At 39.0% G+C, this 21,636-nt stretch carries 26 protein-coding genes; 2 read left to right on the plus strand and 24 right to left on the minus strand.

The features are described from left to right. Positions 1-162 precede the first annotated feature (162 nt). Positions 163-585: a single-stranded DNA-binding protein gene (locus tag FC748_RS14395; protein WP_108030606.1), complete on the minus strand. Its 423-nt coding sequence runs from the start codon at positions 583-585 to the stop codon at positions 163-165. A gap of 289 nt (positions 586-874) precedes the next feature. On the opposite strand from FC748_RS14395, the gene FC748_RS14400 reads away from it, so the two are divergent. Then, on the plus strand, positions 875-1,303 hold the full coding sequence (locus FC748_RS14400; RefSeq protein WP_103977440.1) for a YwpF family protein: 429 nt from the start codon (positions 875-877) through the stop codon (positions 1,301-1,303). Positions 1,304-1,398: 95 nt separating this feature from the next. Further along, on the plus strand, positions 1,399-2,370 hold the full coding sequence (locus FC748_RS14405) for a nuclease-related domain-containing protein (protein WP_108030607.1): 972 nt from the start codon (positions 1,399-1,401) through the stop codon (positions 2,368-2,370). 366 nt (positions 2,371-2,736) lie between these two features. On the opposite strand, the gene FC748_RS14410 is transcribed toward FC748_RS14405, so the two are convergent. The 23 genes from FC748_RS14410 to upp form a co-directional block, all read right to left on the minus strand. Beyond that, positions 2,737-3,126, minus strand: a complete 390-nt coding sequence (locus FC748_RS14410; protein ID WP_024362919.1) for a hypothetical protein — start codon at positions 3,124-3,126, stop codon at positions 2,737-2,739. Positions 3,127-3,237: 111 nt separating this feature from the next. Next, the gene (locus FC748_RS14415) at positions 3,238-3,621 is read right to left on the minus strand and encodes a hypothetical protein (RefSeq protein WP_024362918.1); all 384 of its coding nucleotides are present in this window, start codon (positions 3,619-3,621) and stop codon (positions 3,238-3,240) included. Positions 3,622-3,791: 170 nt separating this feature from the next. Continuing rightward, positions 3,792-4,235, minus strand: coding sequence for a 3-hydroxyacyl-ACP dehydratase FabZ (fabZ, locus tag FC748_RS14420; RefSeq protein WP_024362917.1), 444 nt, complete (start codon positions 4,233-4,235; stop codon positions 3,792-3,794). A gap of 131 nt (positions 4,236-4,366) precedes the next feature. Then, positions 4,367-4,651, minus strand: coding sequence for a DNA-directed RNA polymerase subunit beta (locus FC748_RS14425; protein WP_024362916.1), 285 nt, complete (start codon positions 4,649-4,651; stop codon positions 4,367-4,369). 38 nt (positions 4,652-4,689) lie between these two features. Further along, positions 4,690-5,529, minus strand: a complete 840-nt coding sequence (locus tag FC748_RS14430; RefSeq protein ID WP_024362915.1) for a flagellar hook-basal body protein — start codon at positions 5,527-5,529, stop codon at positions 4,690-4,692. A 25-nt stretch (positions 5,530-5,554) separates the two neighbouring features. Further along, positions 5,555-6,388 carry a flagellar hook-basal body protein gene (locus tag FC748_RS14435; protein WP_024362914.1) on the minus strand — a complete coding sequence of 278 codons (834 nt, stop codon included), beginning with the start codon at positions 6,386-6,388 and terminating at the stop codon, positions 5,555-5,557. A gap of 21 nt (positions 6,389-6,409) precedes the next feature. Then, on the minus strand, positions 6,410-7,405 hold the full coding sequence (gene mreB / locus FC748_RS14440) for a cell shape-determining protein Mbl (RefSeq protein ID WP_024362913.1): 996 nt from the start codon (positions 7,403-7,405) through the stop codon (positions 6,410-6,412). A gap of 167 nt (positions 7,406-7,572) precedes the next feature. Then, complete coding sequence (locus tag FC748_RS14445) at positions 7,573-7,833, minus strand: sporulation transcriptional regulator SpoIIID (RefSeq protein WP_004269485.1); 261 nt, start codon at positions 7,831-7,833, stop codon at positions 7,573-7,575. A 133-nt stretch (positions 7,834-7,966) separates the two neighbouring features. Further along, a complete protein-coding gene (locus FC748_RS14455; protein WP_024362912.1) occupies positions 7,967-8,623 on the minus strand; it encodes a M23 family metallopeptidase in 657 nt (218 codons plus the stop codon). Positions 8,624-8,660: 37 nt separating this feature from the next. Then, a complete protein-coding gene (spoIID, locus tag FC748_RS14460) occupies positions 8,661-9,605 on the minus strand; it encodes a stage II sporulation protein D (protein WP_108030608.1) in 945 nt (314 codons plus the stop codon). Positions 9,606-10,051: 446 nt separating this feature from the next. Beyond that, positions 10,052-11,365, minus strand: coding sequence for a UDP-N-acetylglucosamine 1-carboxyvinyltransferase (gene murA, locus FC748_RS14465; RefSeq protein ID WP_024362909.1), 1,314 nt, complete (start codon positions 11,363-11,365; stop codon positions 10,052-10,054). Between the two features lie 402 nt (positions 11,366-11,767). Beyond that, positions 11,768-12,007, minus strand: coding sequence for a DUF1146 family protein (locus FC748_RS14470; RefSeq protein WP_024362908.1), 240 nt, complete (start codon positions 12,005-12,007; stop codon positions 11,768-11,770). A 58-nt stretch (positions 12,008-12,065) separates the two neighbouring features. Next, positions 12,066-12,473: a F0F1 ATP synthase subunit epsilon gene (locus tag FC748_RS14475; protein WP_024362907.1), complete on the minus strand. Its 408-nt coding sequence runs from the start codon at positions 12,471-12,473 to the stop codon at positions 12,066-12,068. A gap of 24 nt (positions 12,474-12,497) precedes the next feature. After that, positions 12,498-13,913, minus strand: a complete 1,416-nt coding sequence (gene atpD / locus FC748_RS14480) for a F0F1 ATP synthase subunit beta (RefSeq protein WP_024362906.1) — start codon at positions 13,911-13,913, stop codon at positions 12,498-12,500. Between the two features lie 49 nt (positions 13,914-13,962). Beyond that, a complete protein-coding gene (gene atpG, locus FC748_RS14485) occupies positions 13,963-14,820 on the minus strand; it encodes an ATP synthase F1 subunit gamma (protein WP_024362905.1) in 858 nt (285 codons plus the stop codon). A 48-nt stretch (positions 14,821-14,868) separates the two neighbouring features. Beyond that, on the minus strand, positions 14,869-16,377 hold the full coding sequence (atpA, locus tag FC748_RS14490) for a F0F1 ATP synthase subunit alpha (RefSeq protein ID WP_024362904.1): 1,509 nt from the start codon (positions 16,375-16,377) through the stop codon (positions 14,869-14,871). Positions 16,378-16,405: 28 nt separating this feature from the next. Continuing rightward, positions 16,406-16,942, minus strand: a complete 537-nt coding sequence (locus FC748_RS14495; protein WP_024362903.1) for a F0F1 ATP synthase subunit delta — start codon at positions 16,940-16,942, stop codon at positions 16,406-16,408. Further along, positions 16,939-17,457: a F0F1 ATP synthase subunit B gene (gene atpF / locus FC748_RS14500; protein WP_024362902.1), complete on the minus strand. Its 519-nt coding sequence runs from the start codon at positions 17,455-17,457 to the stop codon at positions 16,939-16,941. The genes FC748_RS14495 and atpF overlap by 4 nt, the downstream gene beginning before the upstream one ends. A gap of 178 nt (positions 17,458-17,635) precedes the next feature. Further along, positions 17,636-17,860, minus strand: a complete 225-nt coding sequence (gene atpE, locus FC748_RS14505) for a F0F1 ATP synthase subunit C (protein WP_004269474.1) — start codon at positions 17,858-17,860, stop codon at positions 17,636-17,638. Positions 17,861-17,923: 63 nt separating this feature from the next. Further along, entirely contained in the window at positions 17,924-18,634 is a 711-nt protein-coding gene (atpB, locus tag FC748_RS14510; protein WP_024362901.1) for a F0F1 ATP synthase subunit A, read from the minus strand. A 34-nt stretch (positions 18,635-18,668) separates the two neighbouring features. Next, positions 18,669-19,040: an ATP synthase subunit I gene (locus tag FC748_RS14515; RefSeq protein WP_024362900.1), complete on the minus strand. Its 372-nt coding sequence runs from the start codon at positions 19,038-19,040 to the stop codon at positions 18,669-18,671. A 536-nt stretch (positions 19,041-19,576) separates the two neighbouring features. Then, entirely contained in the window at positions 19,577-20,698 is a 1,122-nt protein-coding gene (gene wecB, locus FC748_RS14520; RefSeq protein ID WP_024362899.1) for a non-hydrolyzing UDP-N-acetylglucosamine 2-epimerase, read from the minus strand. A 194-nt stretch (positions 20,699-20,892) separates the two neighbouring features. Beyond that, positions 20,893-21,522 carry a uracil phosphoribosyltransferase gene (upp, locus tag FC748_RS14525; RefSeq protein WP_024362898.1) on the minus strand — a complete coding sequence of 210 codons (630 nt, stop codon included), beginning with the start codon at positions 21,520-21,522 and terminating at the stop codon, positions 20,893-20,895. Between the last annotated feature and the right edge of the window lie 114 nt (positions 21,523-21,636).

Below are 21,636 nucleotides of genomic sequence, written 5' to 3' on the forward strand. Positions count from 1 at the left end.
TTGTGTGAAATAATCATTGCTGTGCGGTCTTCAGCAACGATAGATGATAGGATAGTCCACAACGCCCCTTTCTAACTAAAATGATTACGGTGCAAAGCATTCTAGGAGAATGGCGAATTGCGTAAATGTTTAGCTTTGCTCCGTATGTATTGCGATAGTCGGTTATACTACTGGTAATTGCAATTCTTTCTTAGGTAACACAAAATCTTTCATAATCTCCTGCTCGACCGATGACGATGATGGCAATGTGCTTCCATCATTATCTGGCTGTTTCAGCCTATAGAAGCGAACATCTTCTACAACCACTTCTGTCATATAAATCTTGGTGCTGTGCTCATTCGTAAATGATCTAGATTGAATACGTCCATTTATGCCAACTAATGAACCTTTACCGCAAAACTTCACAATATGCTCTGCCAGTTTTCCCCATACTGTACAAAGAATAAAGTCAGTCTCTACTTCTCCACGACTGTTTTTGTAATTGCGATTTATGGCAAGGGAAAAATGAGATTGGACACGATTTCTAGATAGTTGTCGCAACATAGGATCTTTTGTTAATCTTCCAACCAGTCCGACTTGGTTCATTGATTCACCTCCTTTGTGTTTAATTGCCCTCATCTTACAAGAGGCTATTCACTTTTGGCAAAACTCGGTTTTTGTTTTTTAGCTCATTTTTAAATAAGAAAATAATTTTTTTAGCTGTTATTTATTTGTTTGTTAGGTTTTTTTATTGTGTGGAGGTCAGACGGCAGTAAGTGTTACACCCCATTTTTAAAAAGATAAATTTAGCATCTTTTCATATTTTAAGAAGACAGTCTTAGCTGTAATTGATTATGTTATACTAAAAGGAATGACCGACTTAGGAGGATACATAATGAAAACATTTAAAATGCTTTCTTTTGACCTTGTCACTCAAGATGGCATGCAAGCATTTCCTTTAGTCGATGGCATTATTATTAACCAGGAAAACAGCCATCAATCTTGGATTCTTGAATTGTTTATCGATCGGCAATATCGTCCGATTTTTGATGAGTTATTAGCGAATGCTACAGTAGTTGATGTTCGTGCAGTTATTTCATTTCCTGATAATGAACCAGCTCCATTTCGGGTAGTTGTGCATACTGTCCAAGAAATTGGCGAGCATGTTTCTGTGCTTTTAAAAGGGACGTTAAAAATTAAGCGTTCTAAATACGCTGAACAATTACTCGCTGATCTTTTAACAGAAGGTGTGTCACAAGTAGAATTACTAGACCGCTTCTCAAAAGGAATGAAAGAGCGGCCAAAACTTAAAAATGATGAATGAGCAGCGATACGTTTAAGGACGTATCGTTTTTTTGTACTGGACAGTTTGAGATTTTTGGATAAAATATGGTGTAAAAAACATAGGGGTGAACGTCAATGAATATAGTCATACGTGAGAAGCCGTTAAAGTTGTTATGGTATGAGGCTTTACTACGACGCTTATGTGATGGAGATCGAGATGCTAACTATTATAGCGAGCAATTTCGAAGGCTTGATGCTGGCTTTGCTGGTGAAAAACGAGTAGACCGAGAATGGCATGAATTAGTATGTCCAAATACTTTTGCTGTATTGCATAATGTTGTACTTGTCAATGCTGCACAGCATTTTCACCAAGTTGATACACTCTTTATTTGTAAGCATTTTATGTTCGTTGTGGAAATTAAAAATATACACGGTCGTCTGAATTTTGATGCTACGACACATCAATGCACACGCACAAAATCTGATGGCACAGTGGAAGGTTTTGCAAATCCCATTACGCAAATTCAACGTCATATGCAATTCATTAAAATTATATCTAAAAATTATTCTCTCCCCATTGAAGGTGCAGTTATTTTGTCTAATCCTTCAGCTATAATTGCAAATCATCCAAAATCCGTCCCTATTTTTCATGTGTCAGGGCTACAAAGTCATATCCAAACTCTTTTTGAAAAGTATCCAACACCTATTTTAACGAATGAGCAATTAACCCGTTTTGTACAACTAATTAGAGCGCAGCATCAACCACAAGAAATACTCCCTCGTATAGATACTTCGAGATTCCGACATGGCGTACTTTGCCCAAAATGCCGATACAAAAATCAGATGCACTTTTACAGAGGCGGTTGGAAGTGTCTAGCATGTCACTATACAAGCACCGAAATTTTTGCAGAAGCCTTGCAAGATTATCGATTGCTCGTAAGTCGTACAATCACCAATAGTCAATTACGTGCGTTTTTCGGTATTACTTCTAGTGATGCTGCTAATCGTTTATTACGAAAATTTCAATTTCCTAGCACTGGTACTTATAAAAATCGAATCTACTATCTTCCTGATAATTTAATAGAATATATGAAACCGTTTTTTTAATGCTACTTTGGGGGAGAGTGGGGTAGTTGAATGTTTGAAGTTATGTTTATGGGAGGTTTATCTTTGTTTCGCGGGTAAACAAGTTGCTTTCGCGGGTATCTCCATGCGTTCCGCGGGTAAACGTTTTACTTTCGCGGGTATTCTCCTGCGTTTCGCGGGTATTCTCCTTCGTTCCGCGGATAAACTTTCTACTTCGCGGGTATTCTCCTTCGTTCCGCGGGTAAACGTTCTACTTTCGAGGGTATCTCCATGCTTTCCGCGGGTAAACGTTCTACTTCCGCGGGTAATCAAATCATTCCCGCATATACCTTCATTCCATAATCATAAAGAAAAAAGTGATTCCGGTTGAACGGAATCACTTTGTTTTTACGGGTTAGTCATTGTGTTGCGGTCTTCTCTCATAGTGCCGTTGTTTCGTTCAACACCATTTACACCATTGGCATTTGGTACGTTGTCATAGCCATTTGTGCCATTGACATCCGCATTTGAACCTGGTGTTGTTGCTTCTGGCATAACAGTATTTTCTCTTACTGTGCCATCATTTACAGTACCGTCGTTAACAGTACCATTGTTGACGTTACGATCGTAGACATTGTGATTCTTATCTGGATCGACAACATCTTCTACATCGTTAACACCTCGTTTAACGTCGTTTTTCACGTTCTCCATTGGGGTTTCAGCTGCATTATTACCCCAGTTACAACCTCCAAGGAATACTGTAGCAAGGATAATGGCTAAAAATGACATTTTCCACATATAAAAAACCTCCTTTCTTGAGTACTATGTCATCAAATACAACATGTGCATTTGTGATCCTACATAGATTGCCCGAGAAAGGAGGGAACTATCCGATTTTTTGTGCAAAAACTATTTTTGTTTATCTTTCAGTAATTGCTCAATGTATGCAGCTTCTGCTTTACAATTATAGGTATAGTTTGTACCTAATTCTTTTTGTAAAGCTTCGATTGTTTCGACTTGTTTAGCGGTTGGTTCTTCATTTAAAATTTTTGCAATTACTTCATCGATTTTTTGTGCCATCTCTTCATGGAATTCAGTACTCATCAAAACATCGGCTGGGATTTTTTCGATCCAAGCGGCATTTTCCTGAAAATAAGACTGCCAGCTAGCAATGAAGTCTTCCATAGAAAAGCGCTCTTCTTCCCAACCAATACTTGCTAAGTATGATTCAAAAGATGTTGAAATCGAACGCGTAATGCTAATTTTAACACCTGAAGACAATTCCTTATACATCTATATAATCCTCCTACTTTTTAAAAAACCTAAAATTACATGTATTTCAATTCACAATACTATCTATGCCATCGCATTAAAAAAACTAAACTAAATTCTGTCAAAAAAAATTGACAATAAGAACACTATTCGACAAGATTATTTTATAACTTTTAGCCTATAATTGCAAATTAAGGCTGTTTTGGTTGTTCAGGCCCTATTGCAAATAAAATATCTGCCTCACAAACTAGCTCGCCATCAACGGTAGCTACAGCATGTCCTTTGCCCATTACACCGCGCAGTTTAACGAATTCTACTTCTAATCGTAGCTGATCTCCCGGTACTACTTGGCGCTTAAAACGAGCGTTATCGATTCCTGTTAAAAATACTAAACGTCCTTGGTACTGTTCTGATTTTAATAAAGCGACGCCACCTACTTGCGCCAATGCCTCTACAATTAAAACACCTGGCATAACAGGATATCCTGGAAAATGTCCATTAAAGAAATCTTCGTTAATCGATACATTTTTGATACCTACTGCACGCTTGCCTACTTCTAATTCCACAATACGGTCTACAAATAAAAATGGATAACGGTGTGGTAAAATTTCTTGAATTTGCTCTGCTGTTAACATTTCTTTTCCCCCTCTAAGTATGTATATATACCTTACGTCCAAAAGAGGATGTAGGTTTCAACGTATAATCGCTTTTAAATTTAAAATACTCGATTTTTTATGTGAAACACAAAGTATGGTAAAGAATATTATTATTCTTTACCATTCATAATGTCAAATATATGTTGCCATGTTTCTAATTTAAAGACATCCATTGCTTTTCCTTGACCAATTACACTGTAGCCGACCATTGTACCTAAAATAGCGGCAACAACGATTAAAACAAGAACAAGTACAACTCGTAACCAAATCGGAATCAGCCGTATTTGCACCCATCGAACCTCGCGTTGCTCTCCGTTTGAGCGACGTCCCTTTTCTTCTGGTGGCGTTTCGGTTTCTTGTGTCGGCACAGAACGTCGACGTGAATCGTTTGTCATAGATATTGTACCCCTTCATTTCTTACTCAATAATGCACTTATCTAACACCATTAATAAGCCCTAGCATTTGGTCAGCTAGTGTTACAGCTCTTGCATTAAATTGATAAGCACGTTGCGTTTCGATTAAATCTGTCATTTCCTTCGACAAGCTCACATTCGATAATTCGAGTGCTTCATTTTGCATGCCGATTTGTTGACGATTTGCTCCTTGTAACTCTGTTACAACTTCTGCTTGTGTATATCCTAGCTCTGCTAAGTTATCTGGTAAGCCTACATATGTACCAGAAATATGCTCCATTAGTTGCGGCTTTTGGAATTCCGTTACTGCTAAATCCGTACGAATAACATCACCATTCGGATATGTAGCTTCTAACATGCCTCCATTGCGAACAATAAAACCTTTTGCATTATCAGGTAATGTAATAGGCTGTCCATTTGCATCTGCCACTGGATAACCATCTGTATTGACAAGCATCACCGTTCCATTATTTAAAGGTGATAAATAAAAGTCACCTTGACGAGTATACACTGTTTTTGTGCCATTTTCACCATCTGGCATTAAAATGTTGAAATATTGCTTTGGTTTTGTAAAAGCGAGATCCAAATCGCGATCTGTTGTTTGAAGCGAACCTTGCTTATGATTTGTTTGAATTTGTCCAAGCTGTGCTCCAGAGCCATAACGGATGCCTACTGGTGATTGACGCACAGTTGGGTCCTGTTTATCATTATTAAATTGCTGATACATAAGTTCGTTGAACGTTGCTTGACGTGTTTTATAGCCATGCGTTCCACTGTTAGCAATATTATTACTAATTGTATCTAATTTATTTTGCAATTGCCCCATTGTATTTGTTGCCGTAATCATTGTTCGTAGCATGTGAAAACGCCTCCTGTTCGCTTAATTATATTTTACCGATTTCATTTACAGCCTTTTCCATACTTCGATCATACGCTTGCAACACTTTTTGGTTTGCTTCAAAAGCTCGGTATGCTGTCATTAAATCTGTCATTGTGCGTCCAGAGTCTACGTTTGAGCGCTCTAAAAATTTTTGTCCTAATGTAAACGATACACCATTTGCACCGTAAGCAGTCGGCAAGGCTTCTCCGTTTTCTGTACGAATTAAGCCATTATCTTGTTTACGTAGCATGTTCGGATTGGCCGCAAAAGATACACCTACGCGCGCTACTTGCTGGTTATTCACATAAATTCCACCGTCCTGATCAAGACGGAAATCATCATTTGGTAGCTGGATGCGTTGTCCATTATCAGATAACACGTAGAGACCTTGACCATTTACTAAATAGCCTTGACCATCTAATGTGAAATTCCCGTTACGTGTATAGGCTTCTCCACCGTCTGGATGTGCTAAACGGAAGAAAATTGAACCAGAGACACCATCTTCATTTTGAGGTAAGTTTCCATCGATAAGGGCCATATCTGTCGTTAAATCCGTGCTATAGATTTGACCTTGTATGTAATTTGGCAATGTTTCTTGCATATATATCCCTGTATTGAGTGCACCAACTTGACTCATATACTGTGAGCCAGCTTGCTGATTGGCGGGTGCATTTGTTTTTCCTACGCTGGACATTAGCATATCTGGAAACGAACGGATGGTAGATTGATCTGCCTTAAATCCAGGTGTACTTGCATTTGATAAGTTGTTTGTCAGTAATTCTGTTCGTCTTTGTTGTGCTATCATACCTGTTGCTACTGTATAAAACCCTTTAAACAAAGGAATCACCTCATTGTATTTTTATAGTGATGCTGGAACACGATCAATATTTTCTAACATAATGCCAGTGCCAATTGCAACACAATCCATTGGATGTTCAGCAATAAAGACTGGAACTTTTAACTCTTCGATTAACAGTTGGTCCATTCCGTGTAATAATGCGCCACCACCAGTAATAATGACACCACGGTCAATAATATCTGCTGAAAGCTCAGGCGGTGTTTTTTCTAACACGTTTTTCGCCGATTGTACGATCATGGCTACTGATTCATGTAATGCACGTTCAATTTCCTCTGAATGAATCGTAATTGTACGAGGTAAGCCTGTTACCATATCACGACCGCGAATATCCATTGAGTCGTTACGTCCACCTTTGAAGACTGTGCCAATCGTGATTTTGATTGCTTCGGCTGTACGCTCACCAATTAACAATTTATATTCTTTTTTAATATATTGTAAAATATCATTATCAAAAACGTCGCCCGCAACCTTAATAGACTCACTTGTTACAATGTCACCCATAGAAAGAACTGCGATATCTGTAGTACCACCACCGATATCCACTACCATATTGCCACTTGGTTGGAAAATATCCATCCCAGCTCCGATTGCCGCAACTTTTGGTTCTTCCTCTAAATATACTTTTTTACCACCAGATTTTTCAGCAGCTTCGCGAATCGCTTTTTGCTCTACACTTGTAATATTTGTTGGACAGCAAATCAATATACGTGGCTTTGTTAAAAATCCTTTTAGATTTAATTTATTGATGAAATGTCTAAGCATCGCTTCGGTAACATCAAAGTCTGCAATTACTCCATCGCGTAATGGCCGAATTGCTGTTATATTACCGGGCGTGCGACCCACCATTTGACGAGCTTCTTCACCTACTGCTAATACCTTATTCGTCTTTTTATCTATTGCTACCACAGATGGTTCGTTTAGGACGATTCCTTTGCCTTTAACGTGGATTAATACGTTCGCAGTTCCTAAGTCAATGCCTATATCCTTCGAAAACATTTTTTAAATTCTCCTTCCCGCCAGTTCCAACTACATAACGTTCCTATTGTCTATTTATCTAGAATATTTTATCACACCCCATTGGTAATTTCACCTAAATTTAGTTATTCCGCTTGTTTTCCTTCAATTATATGTACACAAATAGAAATGTACAAAAAAAGAACGAATCATTCTTGACTCGCTCTTTCTTTCCACTTGTTTTTCGTTGCCTCTCCTCCACGAATATGACGTACGGCTTTATGGTAGGCGAGAATTTCTTTCACTTGATCAGCTAATCCTTCATGAATTGTTGGTAATCGCTCAGTTAAATCTTTGTGCACCGTACTTTTAGAGTAACCTGTCATTTTCGCGAGGACACGCACAGTTTCACGCGTCTCAATCAGTAATTCACCGAGGCGTATGCAGCGCTTCCGAATGTGCTCGTGCACGTTCTCGTCCTTTCCACACAATTTCACAAAATGGCTTTGGCATCAGATGCACGTCTGCGCATTTCTTCACCTTATGTGAGGACAAAGCTATTCAGAACACGATTTGCACTTTCTCGTTAAATTGCTGACTTTTTTAAAATCCTAGGAATTTTTTCGGATTAACGTATTTACCGTTTTCTAGAACTTCAAAATGCATGTGAACGCCAGCTGCTTGATTCCACTCATTGTCAGTCGCTTTTCCAAGTGCCTGACCTTGTGCTACTTCATCGCCTTCTTTCACAGCGATATCTTTTACTGAACTATAATGCGTTTGCACACCATTCGCATGCTCTAGGACGATTTTATTGCCTGTAAACGCATCTAGCTTTACTTCTAGTACTTTACCAGTTAACGCAGCAACTACTTCGAATTCCTCTCCATTCATAGAAAGGGAAATGCCTGATGAAGTTGTAAATGTTTGATTGAATACCATTAAGGCATTCTCACGTGACTCTTCTTTTGCTTCTACATCATAAAATTCCTGTGAAACTTGTACTTTACTAAGCTCTGCTTCCTTGAATGGATACTTCATTGTTTCTGTTTTTGCATTTGTTTCAACTACTGGACCTGGGTCTACTTGCGCTACATCTGGTAATGGTGCTTCTTCTTTTGTCACGAGACTATTGTAACCAAATAACATACCTGCTAACATTAATGCACCACCCGCGTATACCGCCGGCCAAAACCAAGGTTTTTTCTGCAATTGTCCTTTTTCATTTTGAGAAGTTTTACTATTTTTATCCTCTCTCATTTTCATCACCTCTAGTTGCAGTGTGAACAACTAGAAGCTATTTTAAACATGCATCTATTTTTTTTATCTCAATTTGTTGATAATAATAGTGTAAAATCTCTGAAGCGTTCTTTCCTTCACGTGCCATCGCATCTGCACCGTACTGGCTCATACCAACGCCATGACCATATCCTTTCGTTGCTACCTGAACCTTACCCGTATTCTTATTATATGAAATCTTAAAATCTGTTGATGGTAATTGTAAGAGTGTTCTAACCTCTCTGCCCGACCATCCATTTTTACCTAATTGCAGGCGTTCTACACGCTCTGAATCATTGAGAAACAATTGCATACGATTGAAATCATTCGCCCGCCATTTAACTGGCCACAGCGCATTCCATTCGGCTAACGTCCATTCTTTTATTGTTGCAAACTTTGGAGAAGCTTGATCGGACATACTTGCAACGCTTTGTAAATACGGTAAGTCATTCCCACTGTAACCGTAAGCACTCTCTGTTTTACCATTGCTCGTTGAATGAAACATCGCCGTAATTAATTCATTATTATATAGAAGAACTTGTCCTTCTGTTTCCGTAATGGCTTCGACAATTTTCTTTTCATTTCCCGGGAAATTGCTAGTCCAATTGGCTTTTCTTTGTTCTTTATTGTAGTAGACTTGCCTTGCAACAGTAGGTGCAATGGCTTTTTTACCGTAATTTGTCGTTTTCAGCGCATAGGTTCTGGCAGCAATGGCTTGAGCTTTTAAAGCTTCTTTATTAAAGGACACGGGCATTTCTGCAGCTACTACACCAACTATATACGTTTCTAAAGGAATTTTTTCCTTCTGTCCCTCCACTTCTATGAATATTTCACAGGCGTTTTCCGTCTTTTGTGGGGAGTTGTTAGAATGATCATCGATTCGTCTCTCACTGAATGCTACTGGCATCATATATAATGCACCAATTAAACAAATCACAGCAATTATCATTATCCAATTTTTCATAAGGAATAATATGCGAGTACTACAGAAAATATGAGCGTTCCATGATTACGGGAGTTCGTTTTGCTTTGGTTTGTGAGGGGCACTGTGCTTCGCGGGTATTCTGCATTGTTTCGCGGGTAAATCATTCTGATTCGCGGGTATTTCACTTCATTTCGCGGGTAAATCGCTCTGCTCCGTGGGCTTCTCTTCGTTTCGCGGGTAAATCGCTCTGCTTCGCGAGTATTTCACTTCGTTTCGCGGGTAAACCACTCTATTCCACGGGTATTTCACTTCATTTCGCGGGTAAATCGCTCTGCTCCGTGGGCTTCTCTTCGTTTCGCGGGTATCTCTCTCTATTCCGCGGGTATTTCACTTTGTTCCGCGGGTATTTCTCTCTGCTCAGCAGGTATCTCTCTCTGCATTAATTAAAAACCTCTTTGCTTATGCTGAGCAAAGAGGTTTTGTTGTTAGTTTGCTGGTAATTCGATTGTTGTTTTTTCTTTCGGTGTAACATCCATTGTTGTTACACGTTCAATATTTGCACCAAGTGATGCTAATTTGCCATGGAAGTCTACGTAACCACGGTCTAAGTGATGGAGTTTTGTCACTCGTGTTATTCCTTCAGACACAAGACCTGCTAAAATTAGGGCTGCCGCAGCTCGTAAATCTGTTGCCATAACCTCAGCTCCCTGTAGGTTTACTGGTCCTTCGATAAACACAGAACGTCCTTCGATTTTAGCACCAGCATTCATGCGACGGAACTCTTCAACGTGCATAAAACGATTTTCAAAGACTGTTTCTGTAATGATACTCGTACCTTCAGCAGTTAACATCAACGCCATCATTTGCGACTGCATATCCGTTGGGAAGCCTGGATGTGGCATTGTTTTAATGTCTACAGCTTTTAATGTTTGCGGTACGTGGACACGTATTCCTTCATCAAGCTCTGTAATTTCTACGCCCATTTCGCGCATTTTTGCGATTAAAGCCGTCATATGTTCAGGCACAGCATTTTCAATCGTTACATCACCCTTTGTAATCGCAGCTGCTACCATAAATGTACCTGCTTCGATACGGTCAGGAATAATATAATGCTCTGCTCCATATAATGTGTCAACACCTTCAATACGAATCGTATTCGTACCTGCGCCGATAACACGGCCACCCATACTATTAATGAAGTTTGCAAGATCTACAATTTCAGGCTCTTTTGCTGCATTTTCAATTACTGTCGTTCCTTTTGCTAAAGATGCAGCCGTCATAATATTTTCTGTTGCACCGACACTTGGGAAATCTAAATATACATTCGCACCTTGTAAACGACCCTCTACCTTCGCTTCCACATAACCGTGCCCAAATGAAATTTTTGCACCCATTGCCTCAAAACCTTTTAAATGTAATTCAATTGGACGTGAACCGATTGCACAGCCACCTGGTAAAGCAACTCGTGCAAAGCCGTTTCGTGCAAGCAAAGAACCCATCACTAAAATGGATGCACGCATTTTACTGACATATTCAAATTGAGCTTCACTTGAAAGTTCTTTTGTTGCGTCTATATATACAGTATTGTCTTCTGGTATATATGTAACATCAGCGTTTAGACTTTTTAGTACTTCATTTATGGTATAAACATCTGCTAAGTTAGGGACTTCTTTAATTACATTTTCTCCTTTTGAAGCAAGTAAAGCTGCCGCCAGGATTGGTAACACTGCATTTTTTGCGCCCTCTACACGAACTTTCCCCTGTAGCTTTTGGCCGCCAGTCACTATAATTTTATCCACCTTACGTCCCTCCGAATTCAATCTCTTAACCTATCGAAAATTTATTTTAAAAAAAGATGTATAATGTCATAATAAGTAAACAAACAACTCTATAGTACAACTTTTCACACGCTCGTTCAAGCGTCCAAATCACTATTTTAAGGCATTTATTGATATTTTGCTATTAATTTATTGTACGCATTATTTTTTTTTTTGTGAATGACCAATAACACGGTAAAATATGTAAATCCCTAAGCCCTTTTTTCAAAAGTTCGTGGATACTATATTTCCGTTTCCATAGCTTATTAAACCTCTTAAGTACATATTTCAAAGGACCACATAAGTGAACTTATGGAGCCCTTCGAAATATGCACATATGAATTACGCATCCGTTACTTTATAGTTAGTTGTCACTAGCTAACTTTAAAATAAGTAAGGGAGTTTTCCAGACCAACTTGAAACTTGTAGAAAGAAATTAGAGACTGCGGTCCCGATTGCAATGCTCAACAAAATATAAATCAACTGTATTTGAAATACTTTGTTTTTTTTAAACAATTTTTCTAGCATGAAGGCCTGCAAAGCGTAAAAAGTGATAGCAATAAAAAAGAGGTGCGATAGAATGCCCATTAAAGCTTCTTGCCCTACTGCTTCATAAATTCCCACATCGTGTTCCTCCATTTAAAAAACGGGCAGATATTACATCTGCCCGTTAAAAATTGAATTAGATATTACCCTCATGAACGTTGATACGATTCAACGCACGTTTTAATGCTAGGTCAGCACGTTTGAAATCAATGTTATCTTGTTTGCTTTGAATTCGTCCTTCAGCGCGTTTAACGGCTTCTTTAGCACGTTGTACATCGATATTATCAGCAATTTCAGCAGAAGGTGCTAAAATTGAGATCTTTTCTGGACGAACTTCAATGAAACCACCGCTTACAGCAACAATCTCAGTTGAACCATTGTCCTTTTTCAGCTTCACTGCACCGATTGCAAGTGGAGCTACCATTGGAATATGGCCGGCAAGAACACCAATCTCACCTGAAGTTGTTTTCGCGATTACCATTGATACTTCAGAATCGTATACCGGGCCGTCGGGAGTGACAATATTGACTGTAACTGTCTTCATATTTTTTCCTCCTCGTCCCTAGTATTAAACCTCTACGCCCATGCTTTTCGCTTTTTCAACTACTTCTTCAATAGAACCCACTAAACGGAAAGCATCTTCTGGTAGGTGATCGTGTTTACCTTCAAGGATTTCCTTGAATGAACGAACCGTTTCTTTAACAGGAACGTAAGAACCTTTTTGACCAGTGAATTGTTCCGCAACGTGGAAGTTTTGAGATAAGAAGAATTGAATACGACGAGCACGTTCAACTGTTTGTTTATCTTCATCAGATAACTCATCCATACCTAAGATAGCAATGATATCTTGTAATTCACGGTAACGTTGGATTGTACGTTGTACGCCAGTTGCTACTGCGTAGTGCTCAGCGCCTACGATTTCTGGTGATAATGCACGAGAAGTCGAAGCTAATGGGTCAACCGCAGGGTAGATACCCATTTCAGATAATTTACGCTCAAGGTTTGTAGTTGCATCTAAGTGGGCGAAAGTTGTAGCTGGAGCCGGGTCAGTATAGTCATCGGCTGGTACATAGATCGCTTGAATAGAAGTTACAGATCCTTTGTTAGTAGATGTGATACGTTCTTGTAATTTACCCATTTCAGTTGCAAGTGTTGGTTGGTAACCTACCGCAGAAGGCATACGACCTAATAGGGCAGAAACCTCAGAACCTGCTTGTGTGAAACGGAAGATATTGTCGATGAATAAAAGTACGTCTGCACCTTGCTCATCACGGAAGTATTCTGCCATTGTAAGACCAGTTAAAGCTACACGCATACGCGCACCTGGTGGCTCGTTCATTTGACCGAATACCATCGCTGTTTGCTTGATAACGCCTGAATCGCTCATTTCGTAGAATAAGTCGTTCCCTTCACGAGTACGCTCACCTACACCAGCGAATACAGAGATACCTGAGTGCTCTTGTGCGATGTTATTGATTAATTCTTGGATTAATACTGTTTTACCTACACCGGCACCACCGAATAGACCGATTTTACCACCTTTAATGTATGGTGCTAATAAGTCTACTACTTTGATACCTGTTTCAAGGATTTCAACTGAAGTTGAAAGTTGATCGAAAGATGGTGCTTCGCGGTGAATTGAATCACGACGTGCATCAGCTGGAATTTCTTCACCTAAGTCGATTACTTCTCCTAATACGTTGAATACACGACCAAGAGTCACTTCACCAACTGGTACTGAGATAGCTTTTCCTGAATCTGTTACTTCTGCTCCACGTTGTAAGCCATCAGTAGATGACATTGCAATTGTACGAACAGAATCATCACCTAAATGAAGTGCAACTTCTAATGCAAGAGTTGTTGGTTCTTCATTAGGACGTTCAATCTTAACTGTTAATGAGTTATAGATTGCTGGTAATTGGCCATTGTCGAATTTTACGTCAACAACCGGACCCATTACTTGAATAACATGTCCTTTATTCATTACTGTGTACCCTCCTATCGTATTCTTATACGACATTGGTGAGCTGAGCCTATTCTAAGGCTGCAGCCCCACCAACGATTTCTGTAATTTCTTGTGTAATAGCTGCTTGACGTGCACGGTTATATTGCAATGAAAGATCTCCGATAAGATCAGATGCGTTATCAGTTGCATTTTTCATAGCAGTCATACGAGAAGCATGTTCACTTGCTTTTCCATCTAATAATGCGCCGTAAACAAGGCTTTCCGCATATTGTGGAAGTAATACTTCAAGAATTGCCTCACCAGATGGCTCGAATTCATAAGAAGCATTGCTGCTTGCAGGTGCAATATCAGTTAATGGAAGAAGTTTTTTCTCTGTCACTTCGTTAGCGATAGCACTAACAAAGTGATTGTAGTACATATAAAGTTCATCATACGTACCGTCAATGAACATACCAACAGCATTACGAGCGATTTCTTTAATATCAGCGAATGATGGTTGGTCAGGAAGAGCAACAACACTGCTAATAACATTATGATCACGTTTCACAAAGTAATCACGAACAACACGACCTACTGCTAAAATCACGTATTCGTCTTTTGATTTATGACGCTCGTTGATTGTACGTTGTACTTGACGTAGGATACTTGAGTTGTAAGCACCTGCAAGACCACGGTCAGAACCAATGACTAAGTAAGCTGTTCTTTTAACAGGACGAGCAGTTAACATTGGATGTCCACTGTCTTTTGTACCTGATGCGATAGCGCCTACTACGTCTTGAATTTTTTCCATGTAAGGAACGTAAGCTTTAGCATTTTGCTCTGCACGACGTAACTTTGAAGAAGAAACCATCTGCATCGCTTTCGTAATTTGTTTCGTACTCTTTGTAGAATTAATACGACCTTTTATTTCGCGTAAGTTTACCACTGGTATTTCACCACCTTTTGTTTTTAATCAAGCGACTATTTTTCTTGCTTATTCTGATTTAGCGAAAGTTTTTTTGAAGTCAGTTAAAGCTGCTACGTATTCCGCATCAGGAGCAAGTTCTTTAGTAGTACGAACGTGATCTAAAACGTTTGTGTGGTTTGTATCTAACCAGCTTAAGAATTCACTTTCAAAACGAACGATATCTTGAACTGGAATATCATCTAAGTGACCTTTAGTTAATGCGTAAAGGATTGCAACTTGTTTTTCAACTTTAAGTGGTTTGTTTAGGTCTTGTTTAAGAACTTCAACCGTACGTTTACCACGCTCAAGTTTAGCAAGTGTGATTTTATCTAAATCTGAACCGAATTGAGCGAAAGATTCAAGCTCACGGAATGCAGCTAAGTCAAGACGTAGTGTACCCGCAACTTTTTTCATCGCTTTAATTTGAGCAGATCCACCTACACGTGATACAGAAAGACCGGCGTTAATCGCTGGACGTACACCTGAGTTGAATAAGTCAGATTGTAAGAAAATTTGTCCATCAGTGATTGAGATTACGTTAGTTGGGATGTATGCAGAGATATCCCCAGCTTGTGTCTCAACGAATGGAAGAGCTGTAATTGAACCATTTTGATATGTTTCATTTAACTTCGCAGCACGTTCTAATAAGCGGCTGTGTAAGTAGAAAACGTCACCAGGGTAAGCTTCACGACCTGGAGGACGGCGAAGAAGAAGTGAAAGTTCACGGTAAGCTGATGCTTGTTTAGAAAGATCATCATACACGATTAAAACGTGTTTACCTTGTAACATGAATTCTTCAGCCATAGATACACCAGCGAATGGTGCTAAGAATAATAATGGAGCTGGTTGAGAAGCAGAAGCTGTCACAACGATTGTATAATCTAAAGCGCCATGTTTACGAAGTGTTTCTACTACACCACGTACAGTAGATTCTTTTTGACCAATAGCAACATAGATACAGATCATGTTTTGGTCACCTTGGTTAAGGATTGTATCGATCGCTACAGATGTTTTACCAACTTGGCGGTCACCGATGATTAACTCACGTTGACCACGACCGATTGGTACAAGTGCGTCAATCGCTTTAATACCAGTTTGTAGTGGTTCATGTACTGATTTACGAGCCATTACACCGAAAGCTGGGCTTTCGATTGGACGAGATTTTGTTGTGTTGATTGGACCTTGTCCGTCCACTGGTTGACCTAGTGGATTTACAACACGACCAATTAGTTCTTCACCAACTGGTACTTCCATAATACGACCTGTACGACGAACTTCATCGCCTTCTTTGATGTCTGTGTATGGACCTAAGATTACGATACCAACGTTACCTTCTTCTAGGTTTTGAGCCATACCCATAACACCGTTAGAGAACTCTAAAAGCTCTCCAGCCATGGCGTTGTCGAGGCCATGAGCAAGAGCGATACCGTCACCAATACGGATAACTGTACCAACTTCGCTTACTTTAAGTTCAGATTCATAATTCTCAATCTGTTGTTTAATCAGACTGCTGATTTCTTCAGCCTTGATGCCCATGTATGTCACCTCTCACATTTCTAAATTATTAACCGATTAATTCACGTTTTAGACGCTCTAGCTTGTTCACTACTGAGCTGTCATAAATATGGTTACCGATTTGAACACGAATACCACCTAATAATGATGGATCGATTTCGTTTGTAATGTTTAATGATTGTTTCCCAACAAGTTTAGCGAATGCTGCAGAAATTTTAGCGCTTTCTTCAGCAGAAAGTGCACGAGTTGAGAATACAGTTGCATCTGCAGAACCTTGTGCTTGTGCAGCAAGTTCAGCATACGCATTCGCAATAAGCTTCACTTCGTTTACACGCTTTTTCTCAACAAGTAGTTGAACTGTGTGTAAAACTTCTGGCGTTGCACTTGCAAAGATTTCAGCAACCATTTGTTTCTTGCGTTCGATAGAGAACTTAGGCGCATTTAAAAGTGTTAAAAAATCAGGAGATTCATTTACAACTTTTGTTAACTCGTTTAAGTCTGCCCCAACTTCAGCAAGAATATTTTTTTGTTGCGCAAGTTCAAAAAGAGCTTGAGCGTAACGCTTAGCTACAGTTGAATTACTCATTGAGCTTCCCCTGCCTTCGCAATCGTCTCTTCAATTAGAGCACGGTTGTCTGCCTCAGAAATCTCTTTGCTAAGGACTTTAGATGCTGCAAGTACAGATAATGAAACGACTTCATCACGTACAGCTGCGATCGCTTTTTCTTTTTCAGACTCGATTTCACGTAAAGCCGATTCTTTTAAGCGGTTAGCTTCGTTGCGAGCTGCTGTAAGAATTTCTTCTTTTTGCATTTCGCCTTGCTTCTTAGCACCCTCAACAATCGATTGTGCTTCCGTACGAGCTTCTTTAAGAAGACTTTTTTGTTCTTCTAAAAATTTGTGCGAATCTTTGCGCGCTTTTTCAGCTGCTTCGATTTCACTTGCTACTAATTCTTCACGTTGTTGCATGATGCCCATTAATGGACCCCAAGCGAACTTTTTAAGAAGAAGCATTAATACTAAGAAGATGACTAATGTTGAGACGATATCTCCACCATTGAATCCTCCACCTGCACCAAGTACAAGATTGTCTAAAAACACGATTGTTTCACTCCCTTCAAGAGCTTTAACTTCAACATAATAGTTTGTAATACTTAAAAAACTTACCTATTTTAAAAAGCTATATTTGCACATAGCTTTTATCAGTTCCAAAATGAAGGGCGAAGTTTCATCTGGTGAATCCTGCTTCGCCACTAGTAAAATTCAGTATACAACTGAATTATTTGTTCATTACGATGAATGCTACTACTACTGCGATGATCGGTAAGGCTTCAACTAATGCAACCCCGATGAACATAGTAGTTTGAAGAACGCCACGAGCTTCTGGTTGGCGAGCGATACCTTCAACTGTTTTTGATACGATAAGACCGTTACCAATACCTGCACCAAGTGCACCTAAACCGATTGCGATTGCTGCTGCTAATAAACCTAATGAACCTGTCATTTTTAAATTTCCTCCTTGGAATTGTTTGTTTTTTTGGTTCAAGCATAAAATTTATGCTTTATATTAATGGTCATCGCTCACTTTATGAGCCATGTAAACCATTGTTAACATTGTGAAGATAAAGGCTTGGATAAAGCCGATGAAAATAGAGAAACCTTGCCATGCCATCATAGGAACAATTGCCCCTACGAACCCGATTGGTCCTGATACGGCTAATCCTGCGATTAATGCAAGTAAAATTTCACCTGCATAAATATTACCGTAAAGACGCAGACCTAATGTTAAAGTGTTTGCAAACTCTTCAATGATTTTTAACGGGAACATAAATGACATTGGTTTGAAGAATGTACCAACATAATGGCCTGTACCCTTCATTTTGATACCATAGTATTGCGTTAATACTAAAATCATCGCTGCAAGAGTCATTGTAACCGTTGGGTCAGCTGTTGGCGATTTCCACCAAAGTTGATGGTCATAGATGATAGAGAATGGAAGACCTAATAAGTTAGATACTGCGATAAACATAATAAGTGTGATACCTAGAATGTGGAATCGTCCACCCGTTTTCCAGTCCATGTTGCTTTGAATGATATTCTTTACGAAATCCATAATCCATTCCATAAAGTTTTGCATACCAGTTGGTTTTAACTTTAAGTTTCTAGTTGAAATAACTGCGATTAAAAATACGATAGTAGCTGCAACTAGTAACATCATAACTGTAGATAAGTTAAATGTTAAAAATCCAATGGTTACTAACGGAGCTTCATGATTCATTGTTATTTTTCACCTCTCTTTCTAATAAAGCACATTAGTGGTTCCTTACATGAGATACAATTCTCTCGACAAAGAGAAAAACGTACGGAATCATTAGCCCTATGACCGTGCTAATTAAGTGAAAATAGTTTGGCAACGAAATGGCTATAGCAACTGCCGCTACACCTGATCCAAAACGAAGTGCTGTACCAAGTGAACCTATTTTCTTCCCTTCACTAATGGAACGATCAAACTTCTCCATACGGCGAACTAAAATCCAAAAATTATACGTACCAAAAAATGCACCGATTGCGATGCCCGCAAAAACAGTTTGATAGGACGTAAAGCCCCAGCCTAATGCGCAAAGTGCGAGCAAAAAAAATAACGCTCTCTTCTGCACAGCAAAAATGTGATGCAAATCTAGCATTGGTTTGTAGTCTCCTGAATCATTTTTTCGAGTAAAGAAAACGTTTGCTGACCACTTTGTGAAATCAGAAAAGAGCAGTGAAAAACACTACTCACAGCGGAATAGTAATGGGGACGTCATTTGAAATTACAGGTGTAAATCCCTAATAATGCCTTACACCCCATACTTATTCGGTATAAAACCGAAACGCACAAAACGTTGCAAATCGACAGTGATGGTTTGTACTGTCAATTTAGTAGAAACTTGATATAACAAGTGTTTCAACGTCTATCAACGAATAGAAACCCTTATCATTCTTACCCTTTGTAAGCATACAATAGGTGATATTTGAAGTCAATTAGTAAAGGAGAAAAACTTCACAGCCACTATACTCTTGTCAAATTGTTGACAAATTTGTGTATAAACTTTCATAGATTCCAAAAGTTTTTTCGGAATAATGCAAAAAAAAGCTAATTTACGACATAAATATGCTCGTAAATTAGCGACGCATTTACCATTAGTTCTATTTACTCATTTTTCGAACTAAGAATGGTGTATTACTTGCTTTTTTGTAAAAAATCTAAGAGCGCTTCCACAATACGCTGTGAAGCATGCCCATCTCCATAAGGATTAGAGGCTTTTGCCATAGCTTCGTATGCTTCTTTATCCTCTAGTAATTCTTTTGCTAGAGAATAAATTGTTTCCTCTTCTGTACCTGCTAGTTTCAAAGTTCCAGCAGCAATACCTTCTGGACGCTCTGTTGTATCACGTAGCACTAGAACTGGCTTGCCTAATGATGGTGCTTCCTCTTGTACACCGCCAGAATCCGTTAAAATCATATACGAATTAGCAGCGAAGTTATGGAAATCAAAAACTTCAAGCGGTTCAATTAAATGCACACGTTTATTATCACCTAATATTTCGTTGGCAATTTCTCGAACAGCTGGATTCATATGCACCGGATAAACAACCTGAACATCCTCATGCTCCGCCAGCAGTCGAGTAATTGCTCGGAACATATGGCGCATTGGTTCGCCTAAATTTTCACGACGATGTGCTGTTAATAAGATCATGCGGTCATTTGCTATTTTCTCTAACACTGGATGTGTATAATGTTCACTCACCGTTGTAGCTAATGCATCAATAGCTGTATTGCCCGTTACATAAATCGTATTTGGATTTTTATTTTCGTCCAATAGGTTTTTCTTCGATACTTCAGTTGGTGCGAAGTGTAAATCGGCCATGACACCTGTCAACTGACGATTCATTTCCTCTGGATAAGGCGAATATTTATTCCATGTACGTAAACCCGCTTCAACATGACCAATGGCAATTTGATTATAAAATGCTGCTAAACTTGCAATGAATGTTGTAGCCGTATCTCCATGCACTAAGACAATATCAGGTTGCGCTTCTTTCATAACTTTATCTAAGCCTTGTAAAGCATTTGTTGTCACATCAATCAGTGTTTGACGATCCTTCATAATATTTAAATCGTAGTCTGGCGTAATCTTAAATGTTTCTAATACTTGGTCAAGCATTTGGCGATGTTGTGCTGTTACAGTCACAATCGATTCCACTTGCTCGGGATGCTTTTGTAATTCCAATACAAGCGGGGCCATTTTAATCGCCTCTGGTCTTGTACCGAAAATCGTCATCACTTTCCATTTTTTCGTCAAAACGATTTGCACCGTCCTTTGGTTATATTGTACGTTTTAAAGCAATGCCCCTTCTTCACCTTGAAGTGCCAAGTTCGGGGGGATGAATTGCCCAAACATACTATGAAACGTCCTTCAGTACTGAAGGACGCTTTCAAGTGCTATAAAGTTGCTGTTTATAAAACGATATTACTTCGTAAGCAATACACGCAATATTATTTTGTACCGAATAAACGGTCTCCAGCATCACCTAAACCTGGAACAATGTAGCCATGGTCATTTAACTTTTCGTCAAGTGCTGCAATATAGATATCCACATCAGGATGTTCGTCTTGAATCACTTTTACACCTTCAGGCGCAGCAATTAAACACATAAATTTAATGCTTTTCGCACCGCGTTTTTTCAGTGAGTTGATAGCTTCCACTGCTGAACCACCCGTAGCAAGCATTGGGTCTACAATAATGAAGTCACGTTCTTCAACATCTGCAGGCAATTTTGCATAGTACTCAACAGGTTTTAATGTTTCTGGGTCACGATAAAGACCGATATGACCAACTTTAGCAGCTGGAATAAGTTTTAATACACCGTCTACCATGCCGATTCCTGCGCGTAAAATCGGTACGATAGCAAGTTTTTTCCCAGAAAGAACTTTTGTTTTTGCAATGGTTACAGGTGTTTCAATTTCAATTTCTTCTACAGGCATATCTCGCGTAATTTCGAATGCCATTAATGTTGCTACCTCATCAACTAGCTCACGAAATTCTTTAGTTCCTGTATTTTTATCACGAATATAAGTTAACTTGTGTTGGATTAGTGGATGATCAAATACGTATACTTTGCTCAAAGGGGTTCTCTCCTAACCGTTCGGATTGATTTTTATCTCAACTAGTATAACAGAAAATATCAACTGTCTCAAAATTAAATTCGAGATATGCCCTTTTCTAGAGTGTTTGCTACA

The sequence above is a fragment of the Lysinibacillus sphaericus genome (assembly GCF_005217585.1).
Classification (GTDB): Bacteria; Bacillota; Bacilli; order Bacillales_A; family Planococcaceae; genus Lysinibacillus; species Lysinibacillus sphaericus.

Bases quoted from the DNA above. Each gene is read 5' to 3' on its own strand.
- FC748_RS14395 (WP_108030606.1), bottom strand. From the start codon at position 585: ATGAACCAAGTCGGACTGGTTGGAAGATTAACAAAAGATCCTATGTTG.
- FC748_RS14400 (WP_103977440.1), top strand. From the start codon at position 875: ATGAAAACATTTAAAATGCTTTCTTTTGACCTTGTCACTCAAGATGGC.
- FC748_RS14405 (WP_108030607.1), top strand. From the start codon at position 1,399: ATGAATATAGTCATACGTGAGAAGCCGTTAAAGTTGTTATGGTATGAG.
- FC748_RS14410 (WP_024362919.1), bottom strand. From the start codon at position 3,126: ATGTGGAAAATGTCATTTTTAGCCATTATCCTTGCTACAGTATTCCTT.
- FC748_RS14415 (WP_024362918.1), bottom strand. From the start codon at position 3,621: ATGTATAAGGAATTGTCTTCAGGTGTTAAAATTAGCATTACGCGTTCG.
- fabZ (WP_024362917.1), bottom strand. From the start codon at position 4,235: ATGTTAACAGCAGAGCAAATTCAAGAAATTTTACCACACCGTTATCCA.
- FC748_RS14425 (WP_024362916.1), bottom strand. From the start codon at position 4,651: ATGACAAACGATTCACGTCGACGTTCTGTGCCGACACAAGAAACCGAA.
- FC748_RS14430 (WP_024362915.1), bottom strand. From the start codon at position 5,529: ATGCTACGAACAATGATTACGGCAACAAATACAATGGGGCAATTGCAA.
- mreB (WP_024362913.1), bottom strand. From the start codon at position 7,405: ATGTTTTCGAAGGATATAGGCATTGACTTAGGAACTGCGAACGTATTA.
- FC748_RS14455 (WP_024362912.1), bottom strand. From the start codon at position 8,623: ATGAGAGAGGATAAAAATAGTAAAACTTCTCAAAATGAAAAAGGACAA.
- spoIID (WP_108030608.1), bottom strand. From the start codon at position 9,605: ATGAAAAATTGGATAATGATAATTGCTGTGATTTGTTTAATTGGTGCA.
- FC748_RS14475 (WP_024362907.1), bottom strand. From the start codon at position 12,473: ATGAAGACAGTTACAGTCAATATTGTCACTCCCGACGGCCCGGTATAC.
- atpD (WP_024362906.1), bottom strand. From the start codon at position 13,913: ATGAATAAAGGACATGTTATTCAAGTAATGGGTCCGGTTGTTGACGTA.
- atpA (WP_024362904.1), bottom strand. From the start codon at position 16,377: ATGGGCATCAAGGCTGAAGAAATCAGCAGTCTGATTAAACAACAGATT.
- FC748_RS14495 (WP_024362903.1), bottom strand. From the start codon at position 16,942: ATGAGTAATTCAACTGTAGCTAAGCGTTACGCTCAAGCTCTTTTTGAA.
- atpE (WP_004269474.1), bottom strand. From the start codon at position 17,860: ATGACAGGTTCATTAGGTTTATTAGCAGCAGCAATCGCAATCGGTTTA.
- atpB (WP_024362901.1), bottom strand. From the start codon at position 18,634: ATGAATCATGAAGCTCCGTTAGTAACCATTGGATTTTTAACATTTAAC.
- FC748_RS14515 (WP_024362900.1), bottom strand. From the start codon at position 19,040: ATGCTAGATTTGCATCACATTTTTGCTGTGCAGAAGAGAGCGTTATTT.